Consider the following 16,343-nt stretch of genomic DNA (forward strand, 5'->3'; position numbering starts at 1 on the left):
CGTGTTCAGTAGCGGTGACCCCCGGACGGCCGGGCCCGGGCTCGTACGGCCCGGGCCTCGCTCTCCGTGTCGCCGCGGGCTCAGACGAGCCCGAGGTTCGCGGTCGGCGCCGTCCGCAGCAGCGGGGTGAGGACGGCCGCCTGGGGGTCCTTGAGGCTGGGCAGGCCCAGCGCGTCGGGGTTGGGCGCGGTCAGCGGGGTGTCGAGGTTCAGCCCGGGGGTCAGGGTGCGCAGGTCGGCGGCGGGGGCGTCGACGCCGACCCGTTCGAAGCCCTCCCCCACGACCCGGGGCAGCGGGGCCTCGGCCCGCATCCCCGGCAGCGCGGCGCCGAGCGGCACCTGCGGCAGGGTGCTCGCGGGCAGCAGCCGGCCCTCGACATACGTCGGCCCCTGGGGGGCACCCGGCCTGAGCAGCGGCAGTTCCCCGCCCAGCCTGGGCATCTTCACGTTCAGGGAGTGCTCCACCCCTTCGAACGGTACGGGGACGGGGACCGTCTCGGCCGCGACGGCGGGGGCGGCGGAGGCGCCCATCGCGGCCGCCACACCGGTGACGACGGCGGCAAGGGTTCCTCGTGTGGTCGGCTTCATCTCGGTACGGTCCCTTTCAGGAATGGGCGGATCCAGGATCGGCGATCGTGGGGATCGACCGAAGCGACGGATGCGGAAACGGCGGTGCGCGAGCCGTGATCCGGGGCTCGGTGTCCGTACCGGGTGAACGATCCGGAGATCTCCCTCAGCACAAGATTCACCCGAGTGCCGCAGTGGTCCGAGAGGCCCATGGACCCATTACCTGATTGGCCCATTACCCCATTGACTCGTTGACTCATTGGTCAGCTTGTCCAGAAGTCCCACCAACGGGTCAGGATGAGCATTCCGATCACTCCGAGGTGCACCACCGGAAGCACCCACGTGAATTCGCCGAGAAAGCCGCTCAGCCAGGCCGGCGCGGGCAGGAAACCGTTGCGGATGTCGAACGAGGTCAGGTACCAGAAGAGGACGATCGTGGCGATCCACGCCAGGCAGCACCACAGACAGAGCGAATTGATCCGGTACAGCGACTCGAACTGCAGCCAGGTCACGAAACCGACCCCGAACAGCGCCCCCGCCTCGAAGGTCAGCCAGTACCAGCGCGGAAAGGCCGCCCCGGCCAGCAGGCTCATGCCGACGCAGACGACGATGCCGTAGGCCACCAGGCCGAGCATCGGGTTGGGGAACCCGAAGGCGGACGCCTGGTCGCTCTTCATGATGTTGCCGCAGGAGACCACCGGGTTGAGGCTGCACCCGGGGGTGAAGTTCGGGTCCTCCAGCAGCTTGAACTTGTCGAGCGTGATGACCCAGGAGGCGAGCAGCCCGGCCGCGCCGGTGATCAGCAGCAGGATCGCGAAGGCACGGCTGCCGCCCGCCGTACCCGCCGCGCGTCCTGCCGGGGCGGCCATCAGCCGCGCAGGCTACGGGCCGGCAGGAGGACGTGCGCCGCGCTGGTCAGCGTCTCGGTGTCGCCCGCGAAGGCGGCGAGGGCCTCGGGCTCGACAGGCATGCCGGGCTGGGCCTCGGGCCAGGGGCGGGTCGCGAAGAGCAGGTAGGCGAAGCCGCGTCGGCCGACGGCGGCGAGCCACTCCGGCGGTGCCGGACACTGGGCGTTGAGCTGCGGCATGGTGACGACGGCCTGGCCCGCCTCGACGAGCAGGGTGACCGGCAGGCTGGGGTTCGCGGAGCCGTCGACGACCTTCTCGCCGATCGACAGACCGAGACCCGTCAGCAGATCCGTCACGGCGGCCGAGGAGCCCTCCGGGCCGCTGCGGCCGTCGCCCAGGGTGTAGGCGAGCAGATAGGGCATGTCCCCGTCGGGGGCTTCACCGCTCCACGCCATGACGACGAGCGTGCCGAGGTCGGCGGGGTGGAAAGGGCGGGTTTCAGCGGAAGTTGAAGTCACCGCGGAACACTATCCAGGCCCGCCAAACGACTCTGTCGCCTTTTCACCCGACCAGGCGACACACGACGGCCGACCACACGAACGAGGGACACCCCTCGAACAACGTGGAATTCACGCTTTGGAGGGACGGCAGAACGAACGGGGCCGGTTCCGCGGCTTCGCGGAACCGGCCCCGTGAGACCGCGAAAGGGACCGTCAGCCCTGGAGGGGCAGACCACCGAGGAGCTTGCTGGGGCCGCCGGCGGCGTTGAGGGCCTTGGTCGCGCCGCTCACCGTGTGGAGCACGGAGCCCTTGCTCTCCGTGTCGAGCGCGTTCGACTGCTGCTGCAGTGGCTGCGGCGCGATGGGCCCCTTGAAGAGCGTGTTCACCGCGCCGTTGAGACTGGTGGGCGTGACGTCCGCGGCCTCGTAGGCAAAGGCCGGCGCGGCGGCACCGGCGATGGCGATGGACCCTGCGACGACGGCGGCGGCCTTCAGCGACTTCATCGTGTTCCTCTCCTCGGATACTGGAAGCACTGCGCCATGTCCAACGAGCCCTCGCGCCGACGGAAACCCCTACCGGACAGGTCATATCTGACACCGAACGACAGGTCATACGAAACAGCCGTCGGACCGACCCGGACGGCGGTCGGCCCGACGGCTGACGGTGAGGAGGGCTCGCCCGAGGCGGCTCCCCTCAGACGGCTCCCCCGGGTCTCACCGCACGGGCGGGGCGACCGGCGGCCGCATGGGCAGGTCGGCCGCGGGAGGCGTCACGGGCAGGTCGGCCGGCGGCCGCACGGGGAGCAGGTCGGTCGGGACGGGCAGGCCGCTGCCCAACAGGGTGGCCGCGACCAGCTTGACCAGGCCGGTCACCACACCGGTGACGGCGGGCGGCACCTGGGCGAGGTCGCTGGAGGTGACCGCCTTGAGCAGGGCGTCGACCGCCGTCTGCAGCGCGGTGAGCGCGTCGGTCACCGGGTCCGCCGCGACCCTGCCGACCGGCTGCGCGATGCCTCGATCGTAGGCCGGCAGCGTGACGGGCAGCTGTGGAGCGGCCGGCCGGGCCGGGGCCGCCGGGACCGTGGGTGTGGTCGCGGCGGGCGGGGTCGCGGGTACGGCGGGCGCGGCCGGGTTGGCCGGCCGGACGGGCGGGGTCACCGGCGCGGCCGGGTTGGCCGGCCGGGCGGGCAGGGTCACCGGCGCCGTCGCCTTCGCCTTGGCGATGGCGACCTTCACGGCCTTGCCCAGCTCGGCCGCCCGGTCGGCGGAGAGCCGGCCGTTGTCCGCCTCGAGTACGGCGTCGAGCAGTTCGGTCACCGGTTTCAGTACGCCGCCGAGTTCACCGAACCCCTTGAGCTGAGCCTGGAGCTCGTCCGCGCCGGGGACGGGGGCCGCCGACCGGGCGCGGTCAGGCGTCGACTCGACGTCGACCGCCAGGGCCGCCGGAGCGGTGACGCCGAGCAGGAGCGCGGCGCAGAGCGCGGAGGCCGCGAGACGCCGTGCGGGCAGAACACGCATGGATGTTCCTTTCCATCGGTGTGAGGGATCGTGCTTTCACCGTGAAATCGGTGATCGCCGCGTGCAACCGATGGGCACCATTCGGCGCAACACGAACCGGCCGCCCTCCCCCCGGGGGGGAGGACGGCCGGTTCGTGGTTAACGCGCGAACGTCAGGCCGGGGACGTCAGTCCTCGAACGTCAGTCGTTGAAGCACTTGTTGCCGAACGCGGGGTTCAGCAGACCGATGATGTTGACGGTGTTCCCGCACACGTTGACCGGCACGTGGACCGGAGCCTGCACGACGTTGCCCGACAGCACGCCCGGGGAGTGGGCGGCGAAGCCCTTCGCCTCGCTGTCGGCGGTGGCGACGCCGGCGGTGCCCGCCACGGCCGCGGCAGCAACGGAGGTCAGGGCCAGGCCCTTCGCGATACGCGACATGGAGAGGTGCTCCTTGGAGTTGATGCAAAATCACTCGGGCGGGGATGCCCGGCGCTGAATCAACGCGCGGCACGCACCGGGGGTTGTGCCTCCAAAGGAGTGATCTCGCAAACCGCCTGCTTCACCATTCCGACACAGTTGGCATGTTCCGCAGATAAATACTCATAGCGGGCTAGAGTTGCGCACCTCCCCAGGCCGTATCGGCCTTTATCAGATCCGCAGATTTTCGGCACCTCGACGGTCCGCGGCATTTCCCCGACAAGCACCCGAACGAGCTCTCGAAAGGGCACCGCCGGCATGCGAATTCATCCGGGTCCTCTGCTGCGCCGCGCGATGGTGGGCTGCTGCGCCCTCGCCGCCCTCTGGGGGCCCGGCGCTCCCGCGACGGCCGCGCCACCCTCGCCCTCGCCCTCGCCCGAGGCCGAACACCTGGCCTTCACCCAGCGCTACCGGGCGGTGCAGCACGGCGGGATCGTCCGCGCGGCCAACTCGTCCATCACCTGCCGTACGACGGTGACAGCCACCCCATCCACGGCGCCCCGGTCCACAACGGCCCGACCCGCGGCGCCGTCGTGCGCCGACGCGCGTGCGGGGCACACCGCCTCGAACGACCAGTTCGACATGTTCTACATCGACGTCGACCGGGACCCGAACACCTACAACTCCAGCCGGGGCGAGGTCCGGCTGCCGCCGGGCGCGCGGGTGACGTACGCGCGGCTGTACTGGGGCGGGAATCTGCGGGTGGGTGAGCAGAAGCCGCCGAAGGACAACGGACGGGTGCTGATCGCGGAGCCCGGCGGCGCGTACAAGGAGGTGCTCGCGGACTCGGTGGTGGGGCACCGGGTGACGGGGGGCGCGGACGCGTTCCAGGCCTCGGCGGACGTCACGGAATTGGTGCGGTCGAGCGGCTCGGGGCTCTACACGGTGGCGCAGGTCAATGTGGCCATGGGCCGTTCGGCGGCGGGCGCGTGGGGCGGCTGGACGCTGATGGCGGCCTACGAGAACCCGGCTGAGCCGCTGCGGAACCTGGCGATGTGGGACGGCTTCGACACGCTGACGACGGGCGGGGAGCAGCGGGTCCTGATGAGCGGTCTGGCGCTGCCCGAACGCGCGCGCGGGACGGTGGGCCTGGTCGCCTACAACGGGGATCGCGGGAGCGAAGGCGATTCGCTCACCGTGTCGACCGGGCAGGGTCCGGCCGTCGCGCTCGGGGACGCGGCCAACCCACGCGACGACATTCTGAATTCGACGATCAGCGAGCCAGGGACGGTCGTCGCGGGGCGTACGCCGGCGTACTCCAACACGCTCGGCTACGACTCGGATGTTCTCGAACTGGGTGACGAAATCCGGCGTGGCGGTGACCAGTTGGCCTTCCGGCTCGTTTCGCAGCGGGACGCGGCCTGGGTCGGGGCACTCTTCGTCGCCGTCGACGCCAAGCCGTGACGCGCGCCGCCCGGCGCCGCCCTTGAGCGAGGAACCCGCATGCAACTGTCACCATCCGACCCTCCGTCGCGGGTCCTGCATCTCACCCAGCCGGTCGACGGCGGCGTCGCCCGTGTCGTGACGGACCTGGTGCGGGCCCAGCTCGCCGAAGGCCTACACGCCACGGTGGCCTGCCCCGACGGCCCGCTCGCCCCGGAGCTGCGCTCGCTCGGCGCGGACGTACGGCACTGGGCGGCCACCCGGTCGCCGGGGCCCGCGCTCGTGTCCGAGGTGCGCCGGCTCCGGCGGATCCTCGACGACGTACGGCCCGACCTGGTGCACGCGCACAGCGCGAAGGCCGGGCTGGCGGGCCGGCTCGCCGTACGGGGGCGCGTGCCGACCGTGTTCCAGCCGCACGCCTGGTCGTTCGAGGCGGTGGGCGGCGCCATGGCGGCGCTGGCGCTCGGGTGGGAGCGAACGGGGGCGCGTTGGGCCTCGCGGGTGGTCTGCGTCAGTGAGGCCGAGCGGGTCACCGGGGAGCGGGCCGGGGTGCGGGCGCGGTGGACGGTGATCCCGAACGGGGTCGACGCCGGGCGCTTCCACCCCGCCGCCGTCGACGCCGTACGCGCCGGGATTCCGCTGCTCGCCGGGGTCGATCCGGCCGCACCCCTGGTGGTGTGCGTGGGGCGGCTGTGCCGGCAGAAGGGGCAGGACGTGCTCCTCGCGGCGTGGGACGCGGTGTCGCGGCGGGTGCCGGGGGCGCGTCTGGTGCTGGTCGGGGACGGGCCGGAGGGCGAGCGTCTGCGGGCCCTGGCGCCCGCGGATGTGCTGTTCGCCGGGGCGGTCACGGACGCGGTGCCCTGGTACCAGGCCGCCGATCTGGTCGTCCTGCCGTCGCGGTGGGAGGGCATGGCACTGGCGCCGCTGGAGGCCATGGCGTGCGGGCGGCCGGTCGTGCTCACCGACGTGGACGGGGCCCGCGAGAGCCTGCCGCCCGGTCAGGAGCCGGTGCCCGTCGAGGACCCCGCCACGCTCGCCGGGGCCGTCGCCCGTCTGCTGCTCGATCCGCTGCTGCGCGAGTCGCTCGGCCACCAGGGTCGCCATCACGTACTGACCACGCACGACGTACGGCACACGAATGAGGCCGTCGCGGACGTGTACCGCGAACTGCTCGGCGGTGCGGACGGCCGGCGCGGGAAAGCCACCGAGTGCAGGGAGTCCATCCACACGTGACTGCGGAACGTACGGAAAGTACCGTCCCCTCCTCCGGTGGCCGGCCACGCGACTACGGCGGCGCGGCCGTCTCGGTGGCCCCGCCGCGCGAGGCCGTCGGCGGCCTGGCCCGTCCGGCCGGGCGGCGGCCCGTCGCCCGGCCTCCCTCGGGGCTGCCCCTGCTCGCCGTGGACGGCGGCGCGGCCCTGCTCGCGGTCCTGGCGCTCACCGGCGACACGGCTCCGGGGAGGCCGCTGATGGCCGCCGCCCTGGCCCTGGCCGTGGCGTGGCTGAACGCCCGGGCGCGCCTGTACCGGCCGCCCGCCGTGCCCGCCGTGCTCGACGAACTGCCCGCCGTGTGGGGGCGGATCGTGCTCGGCTGGTGCGTGCTCGGCGCCGGTGTGGCCGCGCACTCCCCCGACCACGCGCTCGCCGCCCACGAGCTGGCCCTCGGCTGCGCCCTGCAGTCGGCGGTGGCCTGTGTCGGCCGGGGCACGGTGCACTGGCACCGGCGCCGGGCGCTCGTCCGGCGCCCCGGCGCGGCCCTGGTGGTGGGCCCGGCGGCGACCGCGCAGCGCGTGGCCGCCGCGTTCCTGCGCCACCCGGGGTGCGGCGTCCGGCCCGTCGGTGTCGTCGCCGACCAGGCCGGCGGGACCGAGGGTCTGCCCGTGCTGACCACCGCCGAGGAGGTGCGGCGGGCGGCCGTCCAGAACGGCGTCCAGGCCGTGCTCGTCGTCGGCTCCCGCACCGAACGCGCCCCGTTGTTGGGCACGTTGGAGGCCGACGGCTGCGCCCTGTGGGAGGTGGACGCCGAGTCCCCCTCGTACGACCGGGAGGGCTCGACCGAGCTGCTCGCCGGGTTCGCCTGCCGACGGCTCGAATTGACGAACCGCCATGAAGCCTCCGGAAAGCGGATGTTGGACGTGGTCGTGTCCGGGGCGCTGTTGCTGATGGTGAGCCCGCTGCTGCTGATGTGCGCGGTGGTGCTGCGGCTGAGCGACGGGCCCGGGGTGGTGTTCCGGCAGGAGCGGATCGGCCGGGACGGGCTGCCGTTCACGCTGCTGAAGTTCCGTACCCACCGCCCGGCCGACGCGCACGAGGCGGCGACCCGGTGGAGCGTGGCGAACGAGCGGGAGATGGGCTGGTTCTGCCGCTTCCTGCGGCGCAGCTCGCTGGACGAGCTGCTCCAGCTGTGGAACGTGCTGCGCGGTGACATGAGCCTGGTCGGCCCGCGCCCCGAACGGCCCTACTTCGTGGCCAAGTTCGGGCAGACCTACCCGGGTTACGCGGCCCGGCACCGGATGCGGACCGGCATCACCGGGCTGGCCCAGGTCACCGGGTTGCGCGGGGACACCTCCATCGAGGACCGGGCCCGCTTCGACAACGCGTACATCGACAACTGGTCGCTGTGGCAGGACTTCTGCATCCTGGTCCGCACGGCTACCGCGCTCGTCCGTCCGACGGGGAGCTGACCTTGACGTCACTGCGCGCTGCGGCGCCCGTCCTGCCCGTGGTCGCCGTGGTCGCCGCGCTCGCCCTGCCGGTCACGCAGGGCGCCGAGGGCGGCGCGACCCCGGCCGACGCCGTCTCCGGGCTGCTGGTGCTGTGGTGCGCCGGGCTTCTCCTGCGGGACCGGCGGCGTCCCCTGACCCGTACGGCGGCGGTGGTCATCGGACTGCCGGTGTGCGGGCTCGCCGTCGCTGCGGTCGGGGCGGGCGATCCCGGGGCCGGGATCGCCGGGCTCGGCCGGTACCTCCAGATCTTCGTGCTGGTGCCGACGGCGGTACTGCTCTGCGTCCGGAGCCGGTCCGACTTCCGGGTGGTGGCCTGGTCGTTCGTGGGGCTCGCGCTGTGGCAGGGCGCCGTCGGGGTGCATCAGTACGCCACCGGGACCGGTGCCAGTTACGCCGGTGAGGACATCCGGGCCGTGGGGACCTTCGGGGCCGGCGATGTCATGGGGATGGCGACCGTCGTGTCGTTCGGGCTGGTGTGCGCGGTCGGTCTCGCGCTGGCCCCCGGGACGGCGGAGCAGCGGGCCTGGGCGCTGGTCTGTTCGGTGCTGCTGACGCTGCCGCTCGCGGTGTCGTTCAGCCGGGGCGCGTGGATCGCGACGGCCGTGGCGTGCGGGCTCCAGGTGGTGCTGGCCGGACTGCGGCGGGCGGTGGTGGTCTTCGTGGCCGTCGTCGCGCTGGGCGTCGTCCTCGTCGGCGGCCTCGGGATCGGGTCCGCGATGCTCCAGGACCGGATCAGCAGCATCACCCGGGTCGCCGACGCGCCTGACCAGTCGGTCACCGACCGGTACACCATGTGGGCCGCGGCCGTCGGCATGTGGCGCGAACAGCCGCTGACCGGCGTCGGGTTGAAGGGCTTCCCCGAACACCGCGACGGGCACGCCTCGCTGGCGCTCTCCGCCGGCAGCGACATCGGCGGGGCCGGAACGACGTACCAGAAGCAGGCGCTTCTCTCGCCGCACAACATGTACCTGCTGGTCCTGAGCGAGCAGGGGCTGATCGGTGTCCTCACGCTCGGGGGGAGCTGGCTGGCGCTGGGGGTGTGCGGGGCGCGGGGGCTGGTGCGGTCCCGGCGCGAACGCGGTCCCGGCGGGCTGGACTGCGGGCTCGTCGCCTGCGGTCTGGTCTCGTGGGTGCTGGTGGACTTCGTGTACGCGGACATCGGCGGGCCGACGACCGTGCTGACGGCCGTGTGCTTCGGGCTGGTGGCGTGGTGGGCGCTGGCGGACCGGACCGCCACGGGGGCCGCGCCGGTCGAGGCCGCCGTGGCCCGCGTACCGGAAGGGGCAGGAGCCCGATGACGTCGACGCCTCGGACACCTCCTCAGCCGCCGCCCCACGTGCCGCCCGGCCCGGCCGCGGGCGACCCGGCGGGGCCCGTCCCCGGCCCGGTCGAGCCGACCGTGCCCGGCGCGCGGGCCGCCGACCTCTCGGAGGCCGCCCCGCCCACCGGCCGGTTCCTCGCGAAGGCCACGCTGGTCACGGCGGCCCTCACGGCGGCGGCCGCGCTGCTCGGGCTCGGCCGGGACCAGGCGTTGTCGTACCTGTTCGGGGCCGGCAGTGAGACGGACGCGTTCCTGGTGGCCTGGACGGTGCCGGAGTTCGCGGCGACGCTGCTGATCGAGGACGGCATGGCGTTCGTGCTGGTGCCGGCGTTCAGCGTGGCCGTGGCCCGCCGGGCGCGGGGCGGCGTGGGCGACCCGGTCCGCTCCCTGGTCGCCTCGACGCTGCCCCGGCTGACGCTGGCCTTCGTGGCGGCGGCCATGCTGCTGATCCTCGGCGCGCCCTACCTCGTCGAGGCGCTCGCCCCCGGTCTCCCGAACCCGCGGCTGGCCGTCGACTGCGCCCGGCTGACCGGCACCTGCGCCCTCACCTTCGGCCTCGCCGGCTACTGCAGCGCGGCCCTGCGCGCCCACCGCCGGTTCGTGGCCCCGGCGGCGATCTACGTGGCCTACAACGTCGGGATCATCACGGCGATGTTCGTGCTGGGCGGGCGCTGGGGGGTGCGGGCGGCGGCCGTGGGCGTCGCGGTGGGCGGCGTCCTGATGATTCTCACTCAACTGCCGTCCCTGCTGCGACAGTTGCGCCGGAAGAGGGAGGCACCCGAGGCACCCGAGGCACCCGAGACGCCCGGAGCCCCCGCGGTCCTCCTCGCCTCTCCCACCGACCCCGCCGCCGCCCCGGCGGCCCTCGCGGCTCCCACCGACTCCCCCGCCGAGGCCGCCCGTCCCGTCGAGCTCACCCTCATCACCACCGTGCTGCTCTTCGCGCTCTGCCGTCAGTCGCAGGTCCTCATCGAGCGCTTCCTCGGCTCGACGCTGCCCGCCGGCGCCATCTCGCATCTCAACTACGCGCAGAAGGTGGCCCAGATCCCGATGACGTTCTCGCTGATGCTGTGCACCGTCACCCTCCCGGTGGTGGCGCAGGCGATGGCGGAGGGCGACACCGAGCGGGCCCGCAGCCGGGTGGAGAAGGACCTCGCGCTGGTGTCGTGCATCGTGCTGCTCGGCGCCGCGGCGATCTTCGCGTGCGGGCCGCAGATGATCGAACTGCTCTTCCAGCGCGGGGCGTTCACCGCGCAGGACACCGCCGCCACCGCCGCCGTGATGCGGGTGTACGCCCTCGGACTGCTCGGCCACGCCCTGGTGAGCGCGCTCGTACGGTCGTACTTCTCGGCCGGTCGCCCCACCTGGTACCCGCTGGCCGCGATGGCCGCCGGGATCGTCGCGACCTCGTGGATCGGCGCGGCCACGGTCGGCTCCTGGGGCGTCCTCGGCATCGCCGCCGCCAACGCCATCGGCATCACCGTCACCGCCCTGCTCCTGCTGTACGGGATGGGCGACCGGGCGGTGCCGATCCGCACCCGGCAGGTGGTGACCGAGATGAGCCGGCCGGTACGGGCGGCGGTGGCCGCGGGCGTGGTGGGGATGTACTGCGCCGACCGGATCGACTCGCCCGTCCTCGGCCTCGCCGTCGGTGGCGCGGTCGTCGCCTTCGTCTTCGTCCTGCTGGCCTCGGCCATGGGCGCCTCCGGCGTCACCCCCGCACTCCGTTCCGTCACACGAAGGCTGCCGCATGCCCGTTTCCGCTGACCCCAGAACGCCCCGGCCCACCACCGGCACCCCTCTCTGGGTGGCCATGTACCACGCGGTGGGCGACTGCTCCGACGACCCGTACCGCATCACCGTCTCGCCCGACCGCCTCGACGCGCAGCTCGGCTGGCTGCGGCGCCGGGGGCTGCGCGGGGTCGGCATGGCCGAGCTGCTCGCCGCCCGCGCCCGGGGCGAGGGCGGGGACCTGGTGGGGCTGACCTTCGACGACGGGTACGTCGACTTCGTCGACACCGCGCTGCCGCTGCTGCGGGCGCACGGCTGCGGGGCCACGCTCTTCGTGCTGCCGGGACGGCTCGGCGGCGAGAACGCCTGGGATCCGCTGGGCCCGCGCAGGCCGCTCCTCGACCAGCGGGGCATCCGGGTGGCCGCCGGGACCGAGGGCATCGAGGTCGGCTCGCACGGGCTGACCCATGTCGATCTCACCCAGGCGGACGACGAGACCCTGCGCGCCGAGACCGCCGACAGCAGAGCACTGCTCTCGGAGTTGACCGGTGCTCCGGTCCAGGGCTTCTGCTACCCGTACGGGACCCTCGACCAGCGCGCCGTCGACGCCGTACGGGACGCCGGGTACGCCTATGCCTGCGCCATCGACCCCGGCCCGCTGAACGGCCCGTACGCGCTGCCCCGGGTGCACATCGGCGAGGAGGACACCGCCCTGCGGCTGCTGCTGAAGCGGAAGCTGCACCGGCTGCGCCGTCGTCCCGTCGAGGGGGTCTGAGGCCGACATGAAGGCGCTGCACATCATCACCGGCCTCGGTGTCGGCGGCGCGGAGCAGCAACTGCGGCTGCTGCTGCGCCACCTGCCGGTCGCCTGCGACGTGGTGACGCTCACCAACCCGGGACCCGTCGCCGACGGTCTCGTCTCGGACGGAATCCAGGTCACCCATCTCGGCATGGGCGGCAACCGCGACCTCGCCGCGCTTCCCCGGCTGGTGCGGCTGATCCGCAAGGGCGGCTACGACCTCGTCCACACCCATCTCTACCGGGCCTGCGTCTACGGCCGGATCGCGGCCCGGCTGGCGGGAGTCAGGGCCGTCGTCGCCACCGAGCACTCCCTCGGCGACTCGCAGATGGAGGGGCGCCGGCTGTCCCCCGGGGTGCGCGCCCTCTACCTCGCCAGCGAGCGCCTCGGCCGCTCCACGGTCGCCGTCTCACCGACCGTCGCCGACCGGCTGAAGCGCTGGGGCGTGCCCGGCCCGCGTATCGAGGTCGTCCCCAACGGTATCGACCTCGCCGGTTTCCGCTTCGACCCGGATCTGCGTGAGCTGACCCGGCGACGGCTCGGGCTGCCGGAGGACGCGTACGTCGTCGGGGGCGTCGGCCGGCTCGCGGCGAGCAAGCGGTTCGACGTGCTGATCCGTGGGCTGGCTCAACTGCCGGACGAGTGCTGGCTGTTGATCGTCGGCGGCGGACCCGAGGAGAGCGTGCTGCGGCGGGCTGCCCAGCGGGCCGGGGTCGCCGACCGGGTGCTGCTCACCGGGGAACGTTCGGCCGCGGGTGCCCCCGGCACCGATCTGCCCTCCCTCATGAACGCCATGGACGTGCTCGCCTCACCCAGCGCCGAGGAGGCCTTCGGGCTCGCGGTGGTCGAGGCGATGGCGTCCGGACTGCCCGTGCTCTATGTCTCCTGCCCGGCGATCGAGGACCTGCCACCGGACGCGACCGCCGGCGCCCGCCGCGTCCAAGGCAGCGCGGAGTCGTTCGTACGCGCCCTGCTGGACGTCCGCGCCCAGGGCCCGCGCTCCCGTGCCGTTCCCGCCGCCGCCCACCACTACTGCATCACCCGCAGCGCCGCCCAGCTCATGGACGTGTACGCGGCCGCCGTCTCCAGCACGCCCTCGCCAACCCCGTCCCTGGGAGTGAGTTCCGCATGACCGACCGTACGTCTGAACGTATGACCGACAGCCCGATCCGTGGGCACGCCGCCCCCGCCCGCGCCAGGTCCCTGCCCCCCTGGTCCCTGCTCGCCACCGGTGTGCTGCTCGGCGGGGCGGCCGGGGGCGCGTACGGCGTGGTGAAGCCGCCCGTCTACACCGCCACCAGCTATGTCGTCGCCGTGCCCACGGAGGGGTCGGACCCCCAGTCGGCGCTCGGCTTCGCGCAGGCGTACGGGCGGGTGGCCACGCAGGTCGCGGTGCTCGGGGACGCCCAGGTATGGGCGGGAGTGCCGGTCGGCACGCTGAAGAAGAGCGTGCGGACGGAGACCTCACCGGACGCGCCGATGGTCGCCGTGTCGGCCACCTCCTCTCGGCCGGACCTCGCCGCCGACATGGCCAACGCCGTCTCGCGGGCGCTGACCCGGCACGCGAACGACTCCGAGGGGTCGACGCGCGTGGAGCTGCGGCAGTTCGCCCGCGCGCCCAGGCCGACCGAGGCGTCCTCGGCCTCGTCGACGGTGACCGGTCTGGTGGGCGCGGCGGCCGGCGGTCTGCTCGGCGGGCTGGCCCTGCTGGTCCGGCCCCGGCGCACCCCGGAGAACCCGCCCTCGGCCTCCGTGCCGGGCCCCGCTCTCGCCGCAGACGCCCACGGACAGCTGTGACCAGCACGCTGACCACAGGGACGAGCATCACCCTGCGCGCCGAACTCTGCTCCGACGAGGGCGAGTTCGGCGAGCTTGCCGAGGCCTGGGACCGTCTGTACCGGCGGTGCGGCGCGGCCACCCCGTTCCAGAGCCACGCCTGGCTGCACTCCTGGTGGCTGTCGTACGGCACGCCCGGCAGGCTCCGACTGGTCCTGGTCCGTGACGGTGGCGAGCTGCGGGCGGTCGCCCCGCTGATGCTCGTACGGCGTCCGCTGCCCGCCCTCGTCCCGCTCGGCTGCCCGATCTCCGACTTCGCGGACGTGCTCGTCGACGACGAGTACGCCGAGCAGGCGTCGGCCGCGCTCGCCGAGGGACTGTCGGCCGCCGCCCGGACGGCACTGATCGACTTCCGCGAGGTACGGCCGGGAGCCGCCGTCGAACGGATCTTCGACCGCTGGCGGGGTCCACGCCGCAAGGTGACCGACTCGGTCTGTCTGGAACTGCCCGCCCAGCCCATGGACGAGCTGCTCAAGCGGCTGCCCAGCTCCCGGGCCCAGCGGGTGCGCGCCAAGCTCCGCAAGCTCGGCGACCTCGGCATCGAGCCGCGTGCCGTGCGCGCCGACGAGGTGGACTCCGCACTGCGGACCATGCTGGACCTGCACCGGCTCCAGTGGCAGGACCGCAAGGTGACCACCGAGCACATGCGGCCCCGCTTCTCCGAGCATCTGGCCCGCTCGGTCGGGCCGATGGTGCGCTCGGGGGACGCCGTGGTGACCGAGTTCCGGCTGGGCGGCGACGTCCTGGCCGTCGACGTCACCCTGATGTCGAGCCGGCTGGCGGGCGGTTACCTCTACGGCGCCCATCCGCGCCTGCGCGAACGCAAGGCGGACGTCGCCACCATGCTGCTCAACGCCTGCGCGGGGCAGGTCGGCTCCGGCGCCCACCAGGTGCTGAGCCTGCTGCGGGGCGCCGAGCCCTACAAGCTGCGCTGGCGCCCGGACACCGTCGTCAACCAGCGGCTGCTGCTCGCCCGGCGGCGCACCTCCCCGCTCCTGTCCGCGGTCGCCTGCGACGCGGCGGCCCGCCGCCAGGGCAAGGAACTGGTCCGTCGGTGGCGGGCGCGGAAGAACCCCGAGGGAAACCGGGACCGAGGGGAACGAGGGGAACGAGGGGAACGAGGCGAACCCCCGGAGCGGAAGGAACGCGGTGGCGGCGGCGGGCGATGAGCGGCCCGCCGCCGGCTCCGGGTCACCGGTAGCGCGCCCACCAGTCCGTGCGGATGCAGAGCTTCCCGCCGATCCAGTACTCCACCCAGTCGCCCAGATCCAGCGGCGAGCAGTTCGGCGGACGTACGGGCGTGGTGGGCGTCGGCTTCGGCGTGGGGGTCGGCTTCGGCGTCGGGGTGGGAGTGGGCTTCGGGGTCGCGGTCGCGGTCGCGGCGCCACGGCCGAAGAGGATCGACCGGTAGACCTCCGACGCCTTCGGGTTGCTCGCACACTGCCAGACGCCGTGCGGGCAGTAGTCCGTGAGCGTGTTGTAGAGCGGCTTGTGCTCGTCCATCCAGGCGAGCATGCGCCGCATGTACTCCGGGTTGTCGCCGTTGCGGAAAAGTCCCCATTCCGCATAGGAGATGGGCTTCTTGTGCGCCTTCGCGAAATCGACGTGTGCCTGCAGGCCGTACGGCTCCTTCACCTGCTCGTCGAAGGTGATTCCGCGCGGCTGGTCGTAGGAGTCCATACCGATGATGTCGACCGTGTCGTCCCCCGGGTAACACCGCGTCCAGGGAATGGCGTCCCGGCCCCGGTTCGGGGTCCAGTCGAACGTGAATTTCTGGCCCGGCACCGCGCGCATCGTGGTGACGATCCTGTTCCAGTACTTCTTCCAGTTCTCCGGGTCGGGTCCGCAGCGATGGGTGTACGTGATGCCGTTCATCTCCCAGCCGAGCACGATCACGGTGTCCGGAATCTTCAACTCGACCAGCCGCTCGGCGAGTCGGCGGTAGTGGTGGTCGAACTGGCCGACGGCGGCGCGGCGCAGCAGCGCGCGGACCTCCCAGTCGGAGACGCCCTCCTCGTTGCGCTCCATCATGGGCACGTTGAGGACGAACATCCGGTCGTCCTCGTCCCGCCGCCAGTCCGCCCAGGAGTCCAGGAAGCCGGGCAGACCCTCGATGTTGGACCAGCGGTCGCCCGGCAGGTAGGTGTGCGCCACCCGCAGGTCGGAGCCGCCCAGCCACTCGCCCAGCTCGGTGATCCGGGCGACGCCGCGGGGCCCGTAGTGCAGATAGGCACCGAACGCCGGCGGCTGCTCGGGAGGCTTCGGGGTCTCGGAGGGAGTGGCAGGAACGGGCGAGGTGGCCGGCACGGGCGAGGTGCCCGGCGGTGCGACGGATGCGCTCGGTGCGACGGACGCGACCGGTTTGCCCGGTGCGACGGGTGCCGTCGGTGCGGCGGGGACGGGCGTCTTCCGGGCGACCGGCGCCGGGGGCACGACGGCGGGCGCCGCCGGAACCGTGGGCGTGGCCGGAGCCGCCGGAACGACCGGGACGGCCGGAGCCGGTGGGTCGGTCACCCGGACCACCGCCCCCGCGCCCACGGCGTACACCGGGACCGACGCGAGGGCGAACGACGCGACCACGCCGGCCGCGACGAGCGCCAGCCGTCTGTCGCGGGGCCGCCTGTGCCGGGACCGCCGCTGTTGTGGAGCCATGTCC

General features: G+C 73.3%; 16 protein-coding genes. 9 read left to right on the forward strand and 7 right to left on the reverse strand.

What is annotated here, in order from left to right:
- Positions 1-80: 80 nt before the first annotated feature.
- The 6 genes from OG272_RS17510 to OG272_RS17535 all read right to left on the reverse strand — a co-directional run bounded on the left by OG272_RS17510 (position 81) and on the right by OG272_RS17535 (position 3,852).
- The gene (locus OG272_RS17510; protein WP_326582735.1) at positions 81-587 is read right to left on the reverse strand and encodes a hypothetical protein; all 507 of its coding nucleotides are present in this window, start codon (positions 585-587) and stop codon (positions 81-83) included.
- A 242-nt stretch (positions 588-829) separates the two neighbouring features.
- Positions 830-1,435 (reverse strand): vitamin K epoxide reductase family protein, encoded by a 606-nt coding sequence (locus OG272_RS17515; protein WP_327729669.1) that lies wholly within the window; start codon positions 1,433-1,435, stop codon positions 830-832.
- Entirely contained in the window at positions 1,435-1,932 is a 498-nt protein-coding gene (locus OG272_RS17520; protein ID WP_327729668.1) for a DUF5949 family protein, read from the reverse strand. Before OG272_RS17520 ends, OG272_RS17515 begins: the two co-directional genes overlap by 1 nt.
- 195 nt (positions 1,933-2,127) lie before the next feature.
- Positions 2,128-2,418, reverse strand: coding sequence for a hypothetical protein (locus OG272_RS17525; protein WP_326582732.1), 291 nt, complete (start codon positions 2,416-2,418; stop codon positions 2,128-2,130).
- Positions 2,419-2,628: 210 nt separating this feature from the next.
- The gene (locus OG272_RS17530) at positions 2,629-3,432 is read right to left on the reverse strand and encodes a hypothetical protein (RefSeq protein ID WP_328223107.1); all 804 of its coding nucleotides are present in this window, start codon (positions 3,430-3,432) and stop codon (positions 2,629-2,631) included.
- Between the two features lie 180 nt (positions 3,433-3,612).
- Positions 3,613-3,852 (reverse strand): chaplin, encoded by a 240-nt coding sequence (locus tag OG272_RS17535; protein WP_326582730.1) that lies wholly within the window; start codon positions 3,850-3,852, stop codon positions 3,613-3,615.
- Between the two features lie 297 nt (positions 3,853-4,149).
- Between OG272_RS17535 and OG272_RS17540 the strand changes: the two genes are divergently transcribed.
- The 9 genes from OG272_RS17540 to OG272_RS17580 are packed head-to-tail and all read left to right on the forward strand — an operon-like array spanning position 4,150 to position 14,856.
- Positions 4,150-5,295: a DUF3344 domain-containing protein gene (locus tag OG272_RS17540; RefSeq protein ID WP_327729666.1), complete on the forward strand. Its 1,146-nt coding sequence runs from the start codon at positions 4,150-4,152 to the stop codon at positions 5,293-5,295.
- Between the two features lie 39 nt (positions 5,296-5,334).
- Positions 5,335-6,507, forward strand: coding sequence for a glycosyltransferase (locus tag OG272_RS17545; protein ID WP_405893989.1), 1,173 nt, complete (start codon positions 5,335-5,337; stop codon positions 6,505-6,507).
- Positions 6,504-7,958, forward strand: coding sequence for an exopolysaccharide biosynthesis polyprenyl glycosylphosphotransferase (locus OG272_RS17550; protein ID WP_405893990.1), 1,455 nt, complete (start codon positions 6,504-6,506; stop codon positions 7,956-7,958). The genes OG272_RS17545 and OG272_RS17550 overlap by 4 nt, the downstream gene beginning before the upstream one ends.
- An 11-nt stretch (positions 7,959-7,969) precedes the next feature.
- Entirely contained in the window at positions 7,970-9,298 is a 1,329-nt protein-coding gene (locus tag OG272_RS17555; RefSeq protein WP_327732252.1) for an O-antigen ligase family protein, read from the forward strand.
- On the forward strand, positions 9,295-11,088 hold the full coding sequence (gene murJ, locus OG272_RS17560) for a murein biosynthesis integral membrane protein MurJ (protein WP_405893991.1): 1,794 nt from the start codon (positions 9,295-9,297) through the stop codon (positions 11,086-11,088). The genes OG272_RS17555 and murJ overlap by 4 nt, the downstream gene beginning before the upstream one ends.
- Before the next feature lie 46 nt (positions 11,089-11,134).
- Positions 11,135-11,827, forward strand: coding sequence for a polysaccharide deacetylase family protein (locus OG272_RS17565; protein WP_326585820.1), 693 nt, complete (start codon positions 11,135-11,137; stop codon positions 11,825-11,827).
- A 7-nt stretch (positions 11,828-11,834) separates the two neighbouring features.
- Entirely contained in the window at positions 11,835-12,983 is a 1,149-nt protein-coding gene (locus OG272_RS17570) for a glycosyltransferase (RefSeq protein WP_327729662.1), read from the forward strand.
- Between the two features lie 20 nt (positions 12,984-13,003).
- Positions 13,004-13,648 carry a lipopolysaccharide biosynthesis protein gene (locus OG272_RS17575; protein ID WP_405893993.1) on the forward strand — a complete coding sequence of 215 codons (645 nt, stop codon included), beginning with the start codon at positions 13,004-13,006 and terminating at the stop codon, positions 13,646-13,648.
- The gene (locus OG272_RS17580) at positions 13,645-14,856 is read left to right on the forward strand and encodes a GNAT family N-acetyltransferase (RefSeq protein WP_405893995.1); all 1,212 of its coding nucleotides are present in this window, start codon (positions 13,645-13,647) and stop codon (positions 14,854-14,856) included. The genes OG272_RS17575 and OG272_RS17580 overlap by 4 nt, the downstream gene beginning before the upstream one ends.
- Before the next feature lie 22 nt (positions 14,857-14,878).
- Here the strand turns inward: OG272_RS17580 and OG272_RS17585 are convergent, their stop codons facing one another.
- Entirely contained in the window at positions 14,879-16,339 is a 1,461-nt protein-coding gene (locus OG272_RS17585) for a glycoside hydrolase family 26 protein (RefSeq protein WP_405893996.1), read from the reverse strand.
- Between the last annotated feature and the right edge of the window lie 4 nt (positions 16,340-16,343).

It is taken from the genome of Streptomyces sp. NBC_00104 (genome assembly GCF_045160825.1).
Taxonomy (GTDB): domain Bacteria; phylum Actinomycetota; class Actinomycetes; order Streptomycetales; family Streptomycetaceae; genus Streptomyces.